The sequence below is a fragment of the Paraburkholderia dipogonis genome, assembly GCF_042680985.1.
In the GTDB taxonomy this organism is placed as follows: domain Bacteria; phylum Pseudomonadota; class Gammaproteobacteria; order Burkholderiales; family Burkholderiaceae; genus Paraburkholderia; species Paraburkholderia phytofirmans.
Window position 1 is genome coordinate 414,295 of sequence record NZ_JBHUFR010000006.1, and the last position, 15,613, is coordinate 429,907.

Genomic DNA, 15,613 nt, shown 5'->3' on the forward strand with positions numbered 1-15,613 from the left:
GAAGCCGCCTTGTAACTTACCCCGCCTTTCCCGACGCGCGGCCGGCGTCCGGCAAGTTCCGCCGACGGCACCGCGGGAGCCAGGGTGCGCCCGCTGGCGCATTGTTTCCGGATGGCGCATGATTGAACGATGTGCCGTCCGACCCCAGTACCTGTCCGTTCCTGCGGACGCACGGCACACGCGATGCCGCCAGTGCATGCGTCACGCAGACATAACGCGGCGATGCACCGCCGGCGAGTATTCAACCGTTAAGGAGGATTTCGCATGGACCGACCTGACGCCGCCAATCCGTTTGGCGATTTCACCAAAATGCTGGAGCAGTTCAAGCTCCCCGGCTTCGACGTACCCGCCATCATGGAAGCGCGACGCAAGGACATGGAAGCACTGGTTCAGGCGAATCAGACGGCTTTCCAGGGGATGCAGTCGCTCGCGCAGAAACAGGCCGACATGCTGCGCTCGACCTTGAGCGAATTGCAGTCGCTGACGGGCCAGTTGTCGGCCGGCGGCACGGCGCCTTCCGGCAAAGCTGCCGAGTTGATCCAGCAGAGTCTGCACAAGTCGCTTGCCGATATGCAGCAACTGGCGCAAGCGGCATATCAGACGCAAGCTGAGTCATATGCGGTGATCGCAAAACGCGTAGAAGAAAACGTGCAGGAGCTTAAATCGCTTTTGCAACAGCAGAAAAAGTAACAGACGATGATGCGTTGAATGCTGACGCGTTACTTTCAACCGCCAATGCCGCAGATAACCCTCGAGTTGTCCGCGGCATTTTTTTGTCCTCGAAATCACGATTAACGCGTCGATTATCTGGTCATACAAAAAGCCTTTTAAGGCCTTGTATTGTCGGACAAAAAGCTGAATTTCATTCGCGTTTTTCAGCGCTCGTTTACATCCGCCGCAGTAATGCCGCGCGCATGAATTTTTTCTCCTTCGACCTTGCGCGGTGCGCTTCACTGTTCGCTCTAAACGAGCCGCGAAGCAAAAACGCGCGCTCAAGCACCGCCCATTGGTGATCGGGTCCGGAAATATCAAACAGACCCAAACGACGCTCTGCGGCACAAAGGTTTAAATCCCTCCGCAAACGATTGGCGCGTTTCGCCGCGATGCCTAAAGTTTCGCGCCGCCACTCCGTAGACGCATTCACGCAGCCCAACCAGTGCGAATGCAACACGGCACCACCGGCGAAGCGTGCTCCCCTAGTTTCCCGTTCGTGACCGGCTCGATGCCGGGTCACGAGCGTTTCACCTCGAAGGAACTCACTTGAAACCGATGCTCTATTCCCGCATTGCTCACGCAATGCTCGGGGCAAGCTGCGCGCTGTCGTTTGCCGCGCACGCGACGCTCGGCCAGAACGTCAGCACCGTCGACGGCGATCAGTCCCGCTTGCGCGCCGTGACTCACACCGCCACTACACAAAACGCGTATTCAGTGCACCTGATGACGCTGCCCTCCGGCACGCTGGTGCGCGAGTACGTCGCGCGTAGCGGCATCGTGTTCGGTGTCGCGTGGGAAGGGCCGACGCTGCCGGATCTGAAATCCATGCTCGGGACTTCATTCGACGCGTATGTCGCCGCCACCACGACGCGCCGCGGTACGCCGCTCGCGGTTTCCAACAGTGACCTGGTCGTGTACTCCGGCGGTCATCTGCGGGCGTTCTCCGGTCATGCCTATCTGCCGCAAGCGGTGCCCGCGGGCGTCGATGCCGGCGTCATTCAATAACGGAGCGGACCATGCGCCTTATGTCTTCGTTCAAAACTTTGCTGTGCGCGGCGCTGCTCGCGTTGCTCGTCGGTGCGTGCGGCGGCGGGGGCGGCGGGTCCAGCGGTTCGGGCAGCGCGGCCGGCACGAACGGTTCGACCAGTGCTTCGCCCGGTCCGTCAGTGGCCAACACCTCGCCGTTGTCGCAAACGCTGGCTGCGAACGCGGTGCGCGTGACGGTCGATTCCGGCGTGAGCGATGTGCCGAACATGCCGTTCGTCAGCCTCACCATCTGCGCGCCGGGCACGACGCAATGTCAAACCATCGATCATGTGCTGGTCGATACCGGGTCGTGGGGCGTGCGCCTGTTCGCGTCACAGTTGCCTGCTTCGATGACGCTGCCGCAACAGAAGGACGCATTGGGCCATCTGGTCGCCGAGTGCATGCAGTTTTTCGACGGCTACACGTGGGGTCCGGTCAAGCTCGCCGACTTGCAGATTGCCGGCGAAAGAGCGGCGTCGCTGCCAATTCAGGTGATCGACCCGAACTACGCAACGCTGCCCGCCGATTGCGCGAACTTCGGCGCGGCGCGCAACACGCCGGCCACGTTGCAGGCCAACGGCATTCTCGGCATCGGCGTGTTCAAGCACGATTGCGGCGCGAACTGCGTGCAGCAGGCGCTGGCCGGCACGTACTATGGGTGCAATGGCGCGACATGCACGTCGATTCCGCTCGCCGAAGCACTGCAGGTGGCCAATCCGGTTCCGTACTTCGCCACCGACAACAACGGTTCGATGCTGAGTCTGCCGACGGTATCGGGCGGCGCGCAGTCGGTCAGCGGGCAACTGATATTCGGCATCGGCACGCAGACCAACAATACGCTGGCCGGCGCGCAGGTAATCGGCGTGAGTCCGTCGAATGGCACTTTCACGACCGTGCAGAACGGCATCACGTATTCGCGCAGTATTCTGGACAGCGGCTCGACGGGGCTGTTCTTCCAGACCAGTGCATTGCCTGTCTGCGCGAGCCCGAACAATTCCTACTACTGCCCGGGATCGACCGAGCAATTGAGCGCGATGATCCAGGGCGTGAACGGCACCACGAGCGCGGTGAATTTCAGCGTCGGCAACGCCACGACGATTGCCCAGACGTATAGCGGCGATTCGGTGCTGCCGCTGTTGGCGGGACCGGCGTTCGTACAGTCCGCGATCTTCGACTGGGGTTTGCCGTTTTTCTACGGCCGCAATGTGTACGCCGCCGTCGAGCAGCAGCCGACGCCCGGCGGCATGGGCCCTTACGTCGCGTATTGAGCAAGGCAGCTGACAGATGTGAAAACGGGCCGCGACGGAATATTTTCCGTCGCGGCCCGTCCGTTTTGACGCGCTCGAATGGCTTACGTTTCGCCGAGAGCGTTCAGCAACTTCAACACGCCTTCGCCGAACGCCTCGGGGCGTCCCTCGAAGATCCGCTCGACCGCTTTCCCGTCGATCAGGCGCCGGCGCAGCGCTTCGCGCTCGCCGTGCTGTTCGGCGAGCCGGACGGCGGCGCGCACGTATTCGTCGGTCGAGTGGGTTGTGAGCCAGGACGGCAGGCCAGCGCGTTCGAAAAGCCCGCTGTCGATATGCTCGAACACTTCACGTCCGCACAGGTTGACGCCGGGCAGGCCCATCGTGAACGAATCGACGATGCCGTTGGTATTGCCGAACGGGAACGGGCTCAGGAACATGTCCATCGTGTTGAGGATCCTCAGATACTCGGGGTAGCTGAGCGAGCCGTAGACGTCCACGCTCGATTCCGGCAGCGTCGCGTAGATCGACTTTCTGACGTACGCGAGATCGATGCTTTCGTTCCAGCATGTCATGAAATGGAATTTGACCGGCACGCGCGCGGTGTGAACGATCGCCTGGCAGGTCTCGAGAAAGTGCGGATTGATTTTCATCGCGCTGGCGGTTACGCCGATGTTGACCACGTCGCCGCGCTCCGGCACGGACGGCACGACATTGGTGAGCAGTTTCGACGGCACGTACGGTTGGCCGTCCTTCGGCAGACGCAGCATTTTTTCGCTGAAGCAGGCCGGGTCGCCGACGAAATCGTCTTCGACGCTCACGTAGTCCATATGCTCCGCGTGCATCGTTGCGGGATGGCCGAGGCCTGCGATCTGCAGCGGCGCGACGCGCAGGTTCGACAGAAAGATCGTGTGTGAGAACATGCCGACGCTTGGCATATAGAGCACGTCCGGTTGCTCGCGCGTGGCGAACGCCTGGATCTGGCGGATGCAGTCGCCGACATATTCCGGATGCTCGAATTCGACGAAGCGGTCGAAAATCGCGCGTCCCGCTTCGTCCACGTTCTGCGCCTCGCCGAACGCGACCACTTCGAAATGCTCGCGCGCGGCGAGCATGGTGCGCGAATGGGTCCGGTAGATCGAGTGACCGCCCGAGAACCATTCGAGCACCACGAGCATCAGCGGCTTGCGTCCTTTGATTCCTGCTCGGGCGACGCTGGCCTCGTGGCCGAGCAGGCCGAGCGTGTCCAGCTTCTTGCGCACCAGCCTGTTGATGCTGCGTTTGATCTCATGCCGGTCAGGCGATGTCGAATAACTGCAATGCATGTAGGCGCCGCAGACGGCGGCGGTCGGCAACTCGTCGAGGTCCTCGATCGTGTCGAGCGCGCCCGGCAGCCATTCGAGCAGACGTTCGCGTTTTTCGTGCGCGGCGGGCGAGATATGCACGGCCGCGCTGACCATCGAAACGCCAAGGCTCGTCGCGAGCACCGGGTCGCGCTGGTGGAGGTCGGCGAAATCGATATCGTATTGCGAGCCTGCGGTGTAAAGCACGAGTTGCTTGCGGGTCAAGATGGCGCGCGCATCATCGTTGTCCTGCACGGTTTCGAGGAGCTTGCGGACGATGTGGTCCGTCGATCCATACGATGTCACGGCGAAGATCATGTTGATCCACGGGCGCCCCCAGAACATGATATTCATCTTCTCCGCCTCGAGCGGATACTCGGGGGCGGAAAACAGCGTGGTGAAACCGTCGGCGATGCGCTGCAAAGTGTCCCGCGATTTTTCGTCACTGGGCGAGTTCGGCGTGCTGCGGGCGAAGTGTTCGGCGCCGAGCCTGCCGCGCTTGTCGGACAGCGTCTTGAGTAGCGTGCAGAATTCCTCGTGCGCGGCATCGTAGTCACGGGACTGGATCTGGGATTCGAATCGATCGAGGGAAAATTCGGTGCTCATGGCTTGGGTCGATGGTGAACGGCTTGCGATGTTCCGCATGCGCGTTATGTTCAATGACAGGGAGGCGGCAGGGCGTTTGCAACCCGTGGCGGGTTGTGACGCGTGATTCAAAGCACGGCGCGCCGACTGAGGCGTTATGCGCGTGCTGCGTGTGTCGCCAACTGAATCCGATTGTCAAAGAATTCGACCGGGCTGCATCTAGGAAGAGTCTTATTTTGAGAAAGGGTTTTTGAGTGAGATCAATCGAAAACCGGGATATGCGCGCGCCGATTGTGTCAGGGATGCGGTTTTAAGAGCCGATCCCCGACCACGCCGGTTTGTTTCCGAGGGACCGGTTAGCGTCGTCTCGTGGCTCGTTTGGCCGGGGCTGTCTGAGCAGTGACGGGCGCGGGCTGTAGTGGCGGGGGCTCGGACGCAACGGGCTGCTGCACCGGCACCACCACCTCCTGACCTGGCGCCGCCGCTTCCCTCGGCCGCGACTTATCCCCAGCCGCTTCAATCACCCGGTGCACGAAGCGCAGCTTCTCCACCACCGGCGCGGGCAGCGTGAACGGATACCCGTCCGGCATGCCGAGACTGCGATTCAGGCTGTTCAGCGCATAAGTGAGCGGGAACCAGCGCTTCATCAGATTCTCGAAGCTTGCGTCCTCCACCGGCGTGCGGTCCGTCAGCGTCGGCTCGCTCGGATCGTCGGGCAGGAGCGCCACGCCATATGAGGTCGACGTATCCAGCACGTCGACGATCAGCATGTAATGCGCCCACGTTTCGGCCCAATCCTCCCAGGGATGCATCGTGGCATACGCGCTGATAAACGACGCCTGCCAATCGGCCGGGGCGCCGTCGCGATAGTAGGCGTTCAGCGCCTCGCCGTAGTCGACGCTTTCGTCGCCGAACAGTTTGCGAAACGGCTCGAGCCAGCGCGGGTTGTTCTCCACCAGCTGGCTGAAGTAGTAGTGTCCGGTCTCGTGCCGGAAATGGCCGAGCAAGGTCCGGTAGGGCTCGCCCATCGCGGTACGCACTTTCTCGCGGTGGGCGTCGTCGGCTTCGGCGATGTTTAGCGTGATGAGCCCGTTATCATGGCCCGTCATGACGCGCGACCCGTCGCCGCCGTCCTCGAGGAATTCGAACGCGAGGCCATGCTCAGGATCGGCCTGGCGCGACTTCACGTCGAGGCCGAGTTCGGCCAGCGTGTAGAGCAGACGGCGTTTGGCCATTTCCAGCCGATACCAGTAGAGCCGGTTGTCGGGCGCGCTCAGATTCGGAATGGTGAGGGTCAACTGGCAGGCGCGACATAACTGGTCCGGCGAGTCGGCGGGGATCATCCAGTTGCAGACGTTTTCGACCGCATAGTTGTGGCATTGGCGGAACAGCGCGCCTTCGGCGCCTGGATGCAGGCTGCGCCAGCGGCCTTCGCCGGCATCTTCGAACGCGCTGATTTCCGCCACTTCGGGTACATAGCCGAGCAACGACTCGCAACGTTCGCAGCGAACGTTTTCATAAAAGACGAGGTGCGAGCAATGGTTGCAGTGGAAGGTTTTCATCGGCGGAGCCTGGCAGGTGGAACGGCGGTTGTGGAAGACGCTACTCCGCAATCTTTATGCCGCATTTGCCAGACGTCACTGGTTTAACGCACATTACGTGCATGATCGTGCATCGGCGCTGCGCCGCTTTGGTGCGCGGCCTTGAAAACGGTAGTGAAACGGCCCTTGGTTCGATCGACCGGACGCTCGGCGAAGCGCGGCAAACTTCACGGCAGGCGAAGATCCGGGCAGTACAGGCAGTGCGAGCGGTTTTTCGCACTTATGCAACAAGCGTTCAATCGACGGCATGAAGCTTGCTTTTTGGCGGGCTGCCATCCTTCGTCCAGGAGTCCGGTGTGTCCATACGCGTCGCGTTGCATCATGTCACACATTACCGTTACGACAGGCTGGTTTCACTGTCGCCCCAGGTCGTGCGTCTCAGGCCTGCGCCGCATTGCCGGACCCCGATCCTGTCGTATTCAATGCGGGTCGAGCCGGCCGAACACTTCATCAACTGGCAGCAGGACGCGTTCGCCAACTATCAGGCCCGGCTCGTCTTCCCTGAGAAGACGCGCGAATTCAAGGTGACCGTCGATCTGGTCGCCGAAATGGCCGTCTACAACCCGTTCGACTTCTTTCTCGAACCCTCGGCCGAGCAGTTTCCCTTCGAGTATTCGCCCGGCCTCGCGCTGGAACTCGCGCCCTACCGCGTCAAGCGGCCGATGACGCCGCGCTTCGCCGAGTTCGTCGCGAGTATCGACCGCACGCCGGCCGCCACCGCCGACTTCCTCGTCGGGCTGAACCAGCGGCTGCAGCGCGAAATCCGCTACCTGATCCGGATGGAGCCGGGCGTCCAGACGCCCGAGGAAACGCTCGTGAGTGCCGCGGGTTCGTGCCGCGACTCCGGCTGGCTGCTGGTCGAGACCTTGCGGCAGTTAGGGCTGGCGGCGCGCTTCGTGTCCGGCTACTTGCTGCAACTCGCGCCTGACGTCAAATCGATCGACGGCCCGAGCGGGACCGAAGTCGACTTCACCGACCTGCACGCGTGGTGCGAGGTCTACCTGCCGGGCGCGGGCTGGATCGGTCTCGATCCGACCTCCGGGCTGCTGGCGGGCGAGGGGCATATCCCCGTCGCCTGCACGCCCGAACCGGGCAGCGCGGCGCCGATCTCCGGCGCCGTCGACGAATCCGAGGTCGAGTTCGAACATACGATGTCGATCGAGCGGGTTCTGGAGACGCCGCGCGTCACCAAGCCGTTCAGCGAAGCGGTCTGGGCCGACGTGCTGAAGATGGGCGCGCAGGTCGACCAGCAACTGCAAAACATGGACGTGCGGCTGACGATGGGCGGCGAGCCGACTTTCGTCTCGGTGCGCGACCGCGACGCCGCCGAATGGAACACCGACGCGCTCGGCCCGACCAAACGCGGCTACGCGGTCGCGCTGATAGACAAGCTGCGTGCGCGCTACGGCGCGAACGGTTTCCTGCATATCGGCCAGGGCAAGTGGTATCCGGGCGAGCAATTGCCGCGCTGGGCGATGTCGCTGTACTGGCGCGCCGACGGCGAGCCCTGCTGGCACGATCCGTCTCTGTTCGCCGACGAACGCGAGCCCGGCACCTACACCGCGGCCGACGCGCAACGCTTCCTCGCGCATCTCGCGAACAAGCTCTCGCTGGACACGGACTGCATCCAGCCCGGTTTCGAGGACGTCTGGTACTACCTGTGGCGCGAGCGGCGTCTGCCGGTCAACGTCGATCCCTTCGACGCGCGGCTGGACGACGAACTGGAGCGCGTGCGCCTGCGCCGCGTATTCGACGCGGGCCTGGGCGGCGCGACCGGCTACGTCCTGCCGCTCGCGCGCGAACGCGACGTGCCCGGCGAAGCGCCGCAATGGGTCAGCGGCCGCTGGTTCTTCCGCGACGAGCGCATGTTTCTGATTCCCGGCGATTCGCCGATGGGTTACCGCTTGCCGCTCGATTCGCTGCCGTGGGTCTCGAAGACCGACTATCCGTACCAGCACGCGCACGATCCGTTCGCACCGCCCGTGCCGTTGCGTCCGGCCGCGCAGTTGCGCATGCAATACGATGGCGAGCAGCGCAGCATGAGCCCCGCCGATGCGCGGCGCGCGGCGGCACTGTCGTCCTCTGCGGCGGACTTGCTGAGCGGCATGCCCGGCAGCGGCGTGCTGGCCTATGCGCGCCAACCGGGTGACGAGGCGCTGCCCGAACGCGGGCAATCGTCGAAAGAAACGCTCCGCACGGCGATTTGCGTCGAGGCGCGCGACCCGAAACGCGCGGCCGGCCCGAAGGCCGAAACCGAAGCATTCGGCAGTGGCCGCACGCTGCTGCATGTGTTCATGCCGCCGCTCACCGAACTGGACGACTATCTCGATCTGCTCGCCGCCGTCGAAGCAACGGCGGCCGAGTTGCGCATGCAGGTGGTGCTCGAAGGCTATCCGCCGCCGCGCGATGCCCGCCTGAAAATACTGCAGGTCACGCCGGATCCGGGCGTGATCGAGGTCAACATTCATCCCGCGGCGAACTGGGATCAACTGGTCGATCACACGGAGTACCTGTATCAGTCGGCGGCTCAAAGTTATCTGAGCAGCGAGAAGTTCATGACCGACGGCCGGCACACCGGCACCGGCGGCGGCAATCACTTCGTGCTCGGCGGCGCGACGCCCGCCGACAGTCCGTTCCTGCGCCGTCCCGATCTGCTCGCGAGCCTGATCGCGTACTGGCATAACCATCCGTCGCTGTCGTATCTGTTTTCCGGGCTGTTCATTGGGCCGACCAGCCAGGCCCCGCGTATCGACGAAGCGCGCAACGATCAGGTCTACGAACTCGAAGTGGCGTTCCGCGAGTTGCAGCGGCAGATCGACATGCTCGGCGGCCGCGACAGCGCGAGCCTGCCGGCATGGATGATCGACCGCTCGCTGCGCAACATCCTGATCGACGTGACGGGCAACACGCACCGCGCCGAGTTCTGCATCGACAAACTCTATTCACCCGATGGCCCGACCGGCCGTCTCGGCCTGCTCGAATTGCGCGGCTTCGAAATGCCGCCGCACGCGCGCATGAGTCTCGTGCAGCAATTGCTGTTGCGCGCATTGGTGGCGCGTTTCTGGCACACGCCTTACACGCAGCGGCTCACGCGCTGGGGCACCGAACTGCACGACCGCTTCCTGCTCGGCACCTTCGTGAAGATGGATTTCGACGACGTACTCGGCGAGCTGAACCGCGCGGGCTACGCGTTCGACAGCGGCTGGTTCGCGCCGCACTTCGAGTTCCGCTTCCCGCTGGTCGGCGAAACCACGGTGAACGGCGTTTCGCTGACCATTCGCAACGCGCTCGAACCGTGGCACGTGATGGGCGAGGAGGGTTCGCCGGGCGGCACGGTGCGTTACGTGGATTCGTCGGTGGAGCGGCTCGAAGTGCGCGCGCTGGGCCTGAACGACAATCGCCATGTGCTGACCGTCAACGGCGTGCCGGTGCCGTTGCAGCCGACCGGCCGCGTCAGCGAATATGTGGCCGGTGTGCGCTTTCGCGCATGGTCGCAGCCGTCGGCGCTGCATCCGACCATCGGGGTGGACGCGCCGCTCACTTTCGATCTGGTCGACACATGGGCCGGCCGCTCGGTGGGCGGATGCCAGTATCATGTCGCTCATCCGGGCGGGCGCAATTACCAGACCTTCCCGGTGAACGCCTATGAGGCGGAAAGCCGGCGGCGCGCGCGCTTCTTCGCGTCGGGACATACGCCGGGGCCGCTCACGGTCGATGCACCGCACCGCAGTCTGGAGTTTCCGTTCACACTGGATCTGCGCTACTGGTGAAACCCGCACACTCTTAAAACGACACGACCTTGGCCTTTCAATCGACTTTTCCCTTCGAGACGTCTGCGGCGCGCGCGGACGCTTCGTCCCTGTTGCGCCTGCTGCCGGCCCACGAGGGACATTGGGACGAGTTGCGCGACGCCTCGGGCGCGCTGCGTGAGCCGTGGCGGCAATTCTTCGAGCGGCTCGGCGAGGACGGCATTGCGCGGCTCGACGATCACCTCGCCTCGGTCGCGCAGCAGATCCGCGACAACGACATCAGCTACAACGTCTACGCGGACAACGGCGAGCCGCGGCCGTGGGCGCTCGACCTGCTGCCGTTCCTGATCAGCGAGGAAGAGTGGGCGCATATCGAGCGCGGCGTGACGCAGCGCGCGCATCTGCTCAATGCGATCGTCGCCGATATTTACGGGCCGCAAACCTTGCTGGAGCGCGGGCAATTGCCGCCCGCACTGGTGTTCGGCCACCCCGGCTATCTGCGCTCGGTGAAGGGCTACGCGCCGCCGGGCGGCCAGTTTCTGCAAGTGGTCGCGGTCGACCTGGCGCGTACGCCCAACGGCGACTGGACCGTGATGGCGCATCGCACCGAGGTGCCGTCCGGTCTCGGCTACGCGCTGGAAAACCGCCTGATCGTCTCAACGCTGTTCGCCGATCCGTTCCGCGCCCTGCGCGTGAGCCGGCTCGCGCCGACCTACTCGCAGCTGATCGCGACACTCGTGCAGGCGGCGCAGGCCACCATGCGGCACGAGAGCGACGGCACCGACCATTCGCCGCATATCGCCTTGCTCACGCCGGGACCGTTCAGCGAAACCTATTTCGAGCACGTGTTTCTGGCACGCTACCTCGGCGTGACGCTGGTCGAGGGCAAAGACCTGACCGTGCGCGACGACAAGCTCTACCTGAAGACACTGGCAGGTCTCGAACGCGTGCACGTGGTGCTGCGGCGTCTGGACGATGCGTTCTGCGATCCGGTCGAATTGCGCGCCGATTCGAGCATCGGCGTGCCCGGCTTGTTGCAGGTGATGCGCGCGGGCAATGTGGTCGTCTCGAACGTGCCGGGTTCGGGTTTTGTCGAATCGCCGGCGTTGCACGGGTTTCTGCCTGGCATCGCCGAAGTGCTGCTCGACGAAGACCTCGTGTTGCCAAGCGTGGCGACATGGTGGTGCGGCGAGGAGGCGGCGCGCGAGCACGCATTCCGGCGGCTTGATGAGGCGTTCATCGTGCCGACGTGGCCAGTCACCGGGCGCGACACGCCGCCCGGCGTGGAGCAGGGACGCCAGCGCCTGTCGACGTGGCGCGAGCGGATCGAAGCCATGCCCGACACCTACACGATCCAGCAGGCGCAGCGCTTTTCGTGCACGCCGCGCTATGAGGATGGCACCGTCGGCCGCCGTCCGTCGGTGCTGCGCGTCTATGCGATCGCGGACGTCAATGGCGGCTGGCACGTCATGCCCGGCGGCTTCACCCGCATGGCCGCCGAACGCCAGGCCACGGTGTCCATGCAGTACGGCGGCAGCAGCGTCGATACGTGGGTGCTGTCGAGCCAGCCGACTTCGACCTTCACGCTGCTGCCCTCGCCGATGCAGCCCGCCGACCTCGCGCGCAAGCATCGCACCGTGTCGAGCCGCGCGGCGGAAAACCTGTTCTGGGCCGGACGTTACGGCGAACGCGCTGAGAACAATGTGCGGCTGTTGCGCCTGATCCTCGGTTCGCTGGAAGGCAACGATGCCGACGCGATGTTTCCGACTCTCGTCGAACTCGCGTTGCATTGCGGGCTCGTGCAGTCCGGCGACATGTTCGCGCCGCATTCGCCGCAAGCTTTCGAGCGCGCGCTGGTCGCTAACCTGATCGAGAGCACCGGCGCCGCGAGCATCGGCCAGAATCTGACTTCGCAGGCGCGATCCAATGGCGAAGTGCGCGGGCGTCTGTCGAATGATCACTGGCGAACGATTCTCGCGGCGCGCAACGACTTCCGCGACGCGTTGCAGATGTTGATGCCTGCGCCGGGCTACGGTAATGGTTCATCTTTATCACAAGGTAGCGGCAACGGCCGCGGCGAACGCTACGAGCGTTACGACCGCGTCACGCTGATGAGCGCGCTCGAACACCTGTCGGTGCAATTGTCTGCGATCAGCGGCGCGCAGGGCGATCGCATGACGCGCGACGAAGCGTGGCGTCTGCTGTTCGTGGGCCGCCACATCGAACGCGTGTCGGCGATGACCTCGTTTGTGCGCGTGGTCGCCGACAAAGGCCAGCTTTCGACGCCCGCCGGTTTCGATCTGCTGCTGCAGTTGTTCGACAGCACGCTGACGTATCGCTCACTCTATCCGGGCCGTTTCGAAGTGCCGGCCTTGCTCGACTTGCTGGTCATCGAGCCGACCAATCCGCGTGGCATCTATGGCGTATATGAGCGTCTGCGCAAGAAGCTCGACGAGATCGCCGTGGCGGCGGGCAGCACGCGGCATCGTCCGTTTGCCGAATTGATGGCGCCGACCGATGTGTTGCCGACGCTGGAATCGCTATGCGAGGTTGACGAAAACGGCACGTACGCCAATCTGATTGCGGTATGCGATCAGATCGCCGGATTCGTCGGCGCGGCCGGGCATGAGATCAGCGCGCGCTATTTCAGCCACGCCAGCACGGTTGCCTCGCAGGTGTGGTCATGAAGCACACGCCGACCGTGCTGTCCGTTTCGCATCGCACCACTTATCGCTACTCCACCTATGTGGAAACCGCGCAGCATCTCGCGACGATCCGGCCGATTGCCTGTTCGTGGCAGCGTGTGGTCTCGCACAGCGAAAAGATCGAACCCGAACCGTCGTATATGAATAGCCGGTTCGACGCATTCGGCAACGACGTGCTGTATTTCGCGCTGGATGCGCCGCATGAGCGCCTGCAACTCGTCAGCGAGACCACGGTCGCGCTCATGCCGCGCTGGACCGATCTCGATCCCGAGGCGACGCCCGCATGGGACGATGTGGCCGATGCGCTGCGCTTTCGCGTCGGCGGCCAGTTCCGGCCCGAGGCGGAGTTCTGTTTCGCGTCGCCGAATATCGTGCCGCGGCCGTCGTTACGCGACTACGCGTTGCCGAGTTTTCCGCCCGGCATGCCGGTCGCCGCGGGCGCGATCGATCTGATGCACCGCATTCACGAAGACTTCGCCTACAAGCCTTCCGCGACGATGTTCGATACGCCGGCCGAACGCGCCTTCGAATTGAAAAGCGGCGTGTGTCAGGACTTCGCGCAGGTGATGATCGGCTGCTTGCGCTCGCTGGGTTTGCCGGCGCGCTACGTGAGCGGCTATCTGCGCAACGATCCGCCGCCGGGACAGCCGCGGCTGATTGGCGCGGATGCGTCGCACGCGTGGGTGTCCGTGTATTGCCCCGGCAGCGGCTGGATCGATCTCGATCCGACCAACGACGTGCTCGCCGATATGGATCATGTGACGCTCGCCATCGGCCGCGATTACAGCGATGTGTCGTTGCTGCGCGGGATGATTCTGGGTGGTGGGGCGCATCGGGTGGAAGTGGGGGTGACGGTGCTTGCGCTTTGACATCATCTGACAAGGCCTTTTCTGTCCCAAAGAATGTGCTCGACTTATCGTGGGCACCACGGCCACTATCCAACCCTGTTCGGGGAAAACCCTCGTGACTTATTCCCACTCAGCGGGAATTGAGTTTTTGCAATCTGAGAGCGTTCTGGCATTCTGAGTCCGTGATGAGTTGCGGGCCGGTGTCATCGTGAATACGGAACAAGGTGTGACAGGTGCTGAACGGGTGCTGCTCGTGCTGGCGGCGCTCGCCAGTCACGGTAAGGCCATGTCGGTGAAAGAGCTGCTGACTGTCACCGGACTCGCGCAAAGCACTTTGTACCGGCAGATCGCCTTGCTCAAGCGCTGGGGCTTCGTCGCGGAGAACGCGGGGCATTACGCGCCGGGCCCAATTAGCTTGCAGTTGGCGCTGGGCTTCGACGTCAATTCGCTGCTGGTCGAAGCGAGCCGCAGCGAGATGCAGCGGCTCGCGCGAGCGTCGCAGGAAAGCATTGGACTGGTGGTCGCCGTTAAACATCAGGTGATGTGTCTGGAGATGGTCGACAGCCAGCACTCGCTGCGCTGTTCGTTCGAGAAAGGACGCGCCGTGGCGCTCAAGGCGGGTGCGTCGGCGAAGTCGCTGCTCGCGTTCATGGCCGACAAGGCACGCACCGAAGTACTCGACAACCTGTTCGATGACGACCCTGCCGGCCGCGCGGCAATCGAAGCCCGGTTGGAGCAGATTCGCGCCCAAGGCTACGCGGTCAGCGACAGTGAAGTGGATCCGGGTGTGTGGGGTGTGAGCGCCCCGATATTTCATCGCAGCGGACGCGGCGCCGGCAGCGGCGCGTCGATCACGCTGATGGCGCCGTCCACGCGCGCCATCGGCCGCGAAAGCCAATTCATCGACGGGACGCTACGTACGGCCCGCGCCATTTCCGAGCGTATGCAAACCGATTGACTGGACGAAGCCGCTTGCGACCGGAATTCAATCCGGATTCCGAACGAAATGAAAAAACCACAAGGAGCCTATTCAATGAAGCTGCAACGACTGTTGTCTCTCGCCTGCGTCACGGTTGCCGTGACTTTCGCCGGCTTCTCCGGCGCCGCGTCGGCGCAAACGCCGGACGTGCTGAACGTGGCCACCGACGCTACCTTCCCGCCTTTGGAGTACACCGAAAATGGCGCACGCACCGGCTTCGACGTGGACCTGCTGAATGCGCTCGCCAAGGCGATGGGCAAGAAGGTGCAATGGACCGACATCGACTTCAAAGGTCTGATTCCGGGCCTGATCGCTCACCGTTTCGACGCGGCGATCTCCGGCATCTACATCACCGACGAACGCGCGAAGGTGGTCGACTTCACCGACTCCTACTATGCCGGGGGCCTCGTCGTGCTGGTGAAGAGCAATTCGCCTATCAAGTCGGTGGAAGAACTGAACGGCAAGAAAGTCTCGGTCCAGGTGGGCACCAAATCGGTCAACTTCCTGCGCGACAACTTCCCGCAGATCAATCGCGTGGAAGTCGAAAAGAATCAAGAAATGTTCGACCTCGTGGGCATTGGCCGCGCTGACGCCGCCGTAACCGGCAAGCCGGCCGCCTATCAACTCGTGAAGACGCGCGGCGGTTTTCGTGTGCTCGACAAACCGCTTACGACCGAAGCGTATGGCATTGCCGTGCGCAAGGACGAGCCGCAACTGAAGGCCGCGTTCAATACAGCGCTCGCGAAAATCAAGGCTGACGGCACGTATGCCGCGATCGTCAAGAAGTGGTTCGGCGCAACGGCGCAATAACCGGCTAAG

The 15,613-nt window shown here is 63.4% G+C and carries 11 protein-coding genes; 8 read left to right on the plus strand and 3 right to left on the minus strand.

Annotation, left to right across the window (positions count from 1 at the left end; genetic code table 11):
- Positions 1 to 264: 264 nt before the first annotated feature.
- A complete protein-coding gene (locus tag ACFSNN_RS06535) occupies positions 265 to 690 on the plus strand; it encodes a phasin family protein (RefSeq protein ID WP_134459787.1) in 426 nt (141 codons plus the stop codon).
- 196 nt (positions 691 to 886) lie between these two features.
- On the opposite strand, the gene ACFSNN_RS06540 is transcribed toward ACFSNN_RS06535, so the two are convergent.
- Positions 887 to 1,171, minus strand: a complete 285-nt coding sequence (locus ACFSNN_RS06540) for a hypothetical protein (RefSeq protein WP_134459785.1) — start codon at positions 1,169 to 1,171, stop codon at positions 887 to 889.
- 98 nt (positions 1,172 to 1,269) lie between these two features.
- Here ACFSNN_RS06540 and ACFSNN_RS06545 point away from each other — a divergent pair, with 98 nt between their 5' ends.
- Both ACFSNN_RS06545 and ACFSNN_RS06550 read left to right on the plus strand, forming a co-directional pair.
- Complete coding sequence (locus ACFSNN_RS06545) at positions 1,270 to 1,719, plus strand: DUF2844 domain-containing protein (RefSeq protein WP_134465470.1); 450 nt, start codon at positions 1,270 to 1,272, stop codon at positions 1,717 to 1,719.
- An 11-nt stretch (positions 1,720 to 1,730) separates the two neighbouring features.
- Positions 1,731 to 3,008: a DUF3443 domain-containing protein gene (locus tag ACFSNN_RS06550; protein WP_134459782.1), complete on the plus strand. Its 1,278-nt coding sequence runs from the start codon at positions 1,731 to 1,733 to the stop codon at positions 3,006 to 3,008.
- Positions 3,009 to 3,091: 83 nt separating this feature from the next.
- On the opposite strand, the gene ACFSNN_RS06555 is transcribed toward ACFSNN_RS06550, so the two are convergent.
- Both ACFSNN_RS06555 and ACFSNN_RS06560 read right to left on the minus strand, forming a co-directional pair.
- Positions 3,092 to 4,933 (minus strand): adhesin, encoded by a 1,842-nt coding sequence (locus tag ACFSNN_RS06555; RefSeq protein ID WP_134459779.1) that lies wholly within the window; start codon positions 4,931 to 4,933, stop codon positions 3,092 to 3,094.
- A 335-nt stretch (positions 4,934 to 5,268) separates the two neighbouring features.
- A complete protein-coding gene (locus tag ACFSNN_RS06560; RefSeq protein ID WP_134459776.1) occupies positions 5,269 to 6,474 on the minus strand; it encodes a zinc-binding metallopeptidase family protein in 1,206 nt (401 codons plus the stop codon).
- A gap of 335 nt (positions 6,475 to 6,809) precedes the next feature.
- Here ACFSNN_RS06560 and ACFSNN_RS06565 point away from each other — a divergent pair, with 335 nt between their 5' ends.
- The 5 genes from ACFSNN_RS06565 (at position 6,810) to ACFSNN_RS06585 (ending at position 15,604) form a co-directional block, all read left to right on the plus strand.
- The gene (locus tag ACFSNN_RS06565) at positions 6,810 to 10,283 is read left to right on the plus strand and encodes a transglutaminase family protein (RefSeq protein WP_134459773.1); all 3,474 of its coding nucleotides are present in this window, start codon (positions 6,810 to 6,812) and stop codon (positions 10,281 to 10,283) included.
- Positions 10,284 to 10,312: 29 nt separating this feature from the next.
- The gene (locus ACFSNN_RS06570; protein ID WP_134459770.1) at positions 10,313 to 12,949 is read left to right on the plus strand and encodes a circularly permuted type 2 ATP-grasp protein; all 2,637 of its coding nucleotides are present in this window, start codon (positions 10,313 to 10,315) and stop codon (positions 12,947 to 12,949) included.
- Positions 12,946 to 13,836, plus strand: a complete 891-nt coding sequence (locus ACFSNN_RS06575) for a transglutaminase family protein (protein WP_134459767.1) — start codon at positions 12,946 to 12,948, stop codon at positions 13,834 to 13,836. Before ACFSNN_RS06570 ends, ACFSNN_RS06575 begins: the two co-directional genes overlap by 4 nt.
- 187 nt (positions 13,837 to 14,023) lie before the next feature.
- The gene (locus tag ACFSNN_RS06580; protein WP_134459764.1) at positions 14,024 to 14,773 is read left to right on the plus strand and encodes an IclR family transcriptional regulator; all 750 of its coding nucleotides are present in this window, start codon (positions 14,024 to 14,026) and stop codon (positions 14,771 to 14,773) included.
- A gap of 75 nt (positions 14,774 to 14,848) precedes the next feature.
- Positions 14,849 to 15,604, plus strand: a complete 756-nt coding sequence (locus ACFSNN_RS06585) for a transporter substrate-binding domain-containing protein (protein WP_134459761.1) — start codon at positions 14,849 to 14,851, stop codon at positions 15,602 to 15,604.
- Positions 15,605 to 15,613: the final 9 nt, after the last annotated feature.

Coding starts and splice junctions, on each gene's coding strand:
- ACFSNN_RS06535 (WP_134459787.1), top strand. CDS start 265: ATGGACCGACCTGACGCCGCCAATCCGTTTGGCGATTTCACCAAAATG.
- ACFSNN_RS06545 (WP_134465470.1), top strand. CDS start 1,270: ATGCTCTATTCCCGCATTGCTCACGCAATGCTCGGGGCAAGCTGCGCG.
- ACFSNN_RS06550 (WP_134459782.1), top strand. CDS start 1,731: ATGCGCCTTATGTCTTCGTTCAAAACTTTGCTGTGCGCGGCGCTGCTC.
- ACFSNN_RS06555 (WP_134459779.1), bottom strand. CDS start 4,933: ATGAGCACCGAATTTTCCCTCGATCGATTCGAATCCCAGATCCAGTCC.
- ACFSNN_RS06560 (WP_134459776.1), bottom strand. CDS start 6,474: ATGAAAACCTTCCACTGCAACCATTGCTCGCACCTCGTCTTTTATGAA.
- ACFSNN_RS06575 (WP_134459767.1), top strand. CDS start 12,946: ATGAAGCACACGCCGACCGTGCTGTCCGTTTCGCATCGCACCACTTAT.
- ACFSNN_RS06585 (WP_134459761.1), top strand. CDS start 14,849: ATGAAGCTGCAACGACTGTTGTCTCTCGCCTGCGTCACGGTTGCCGTG.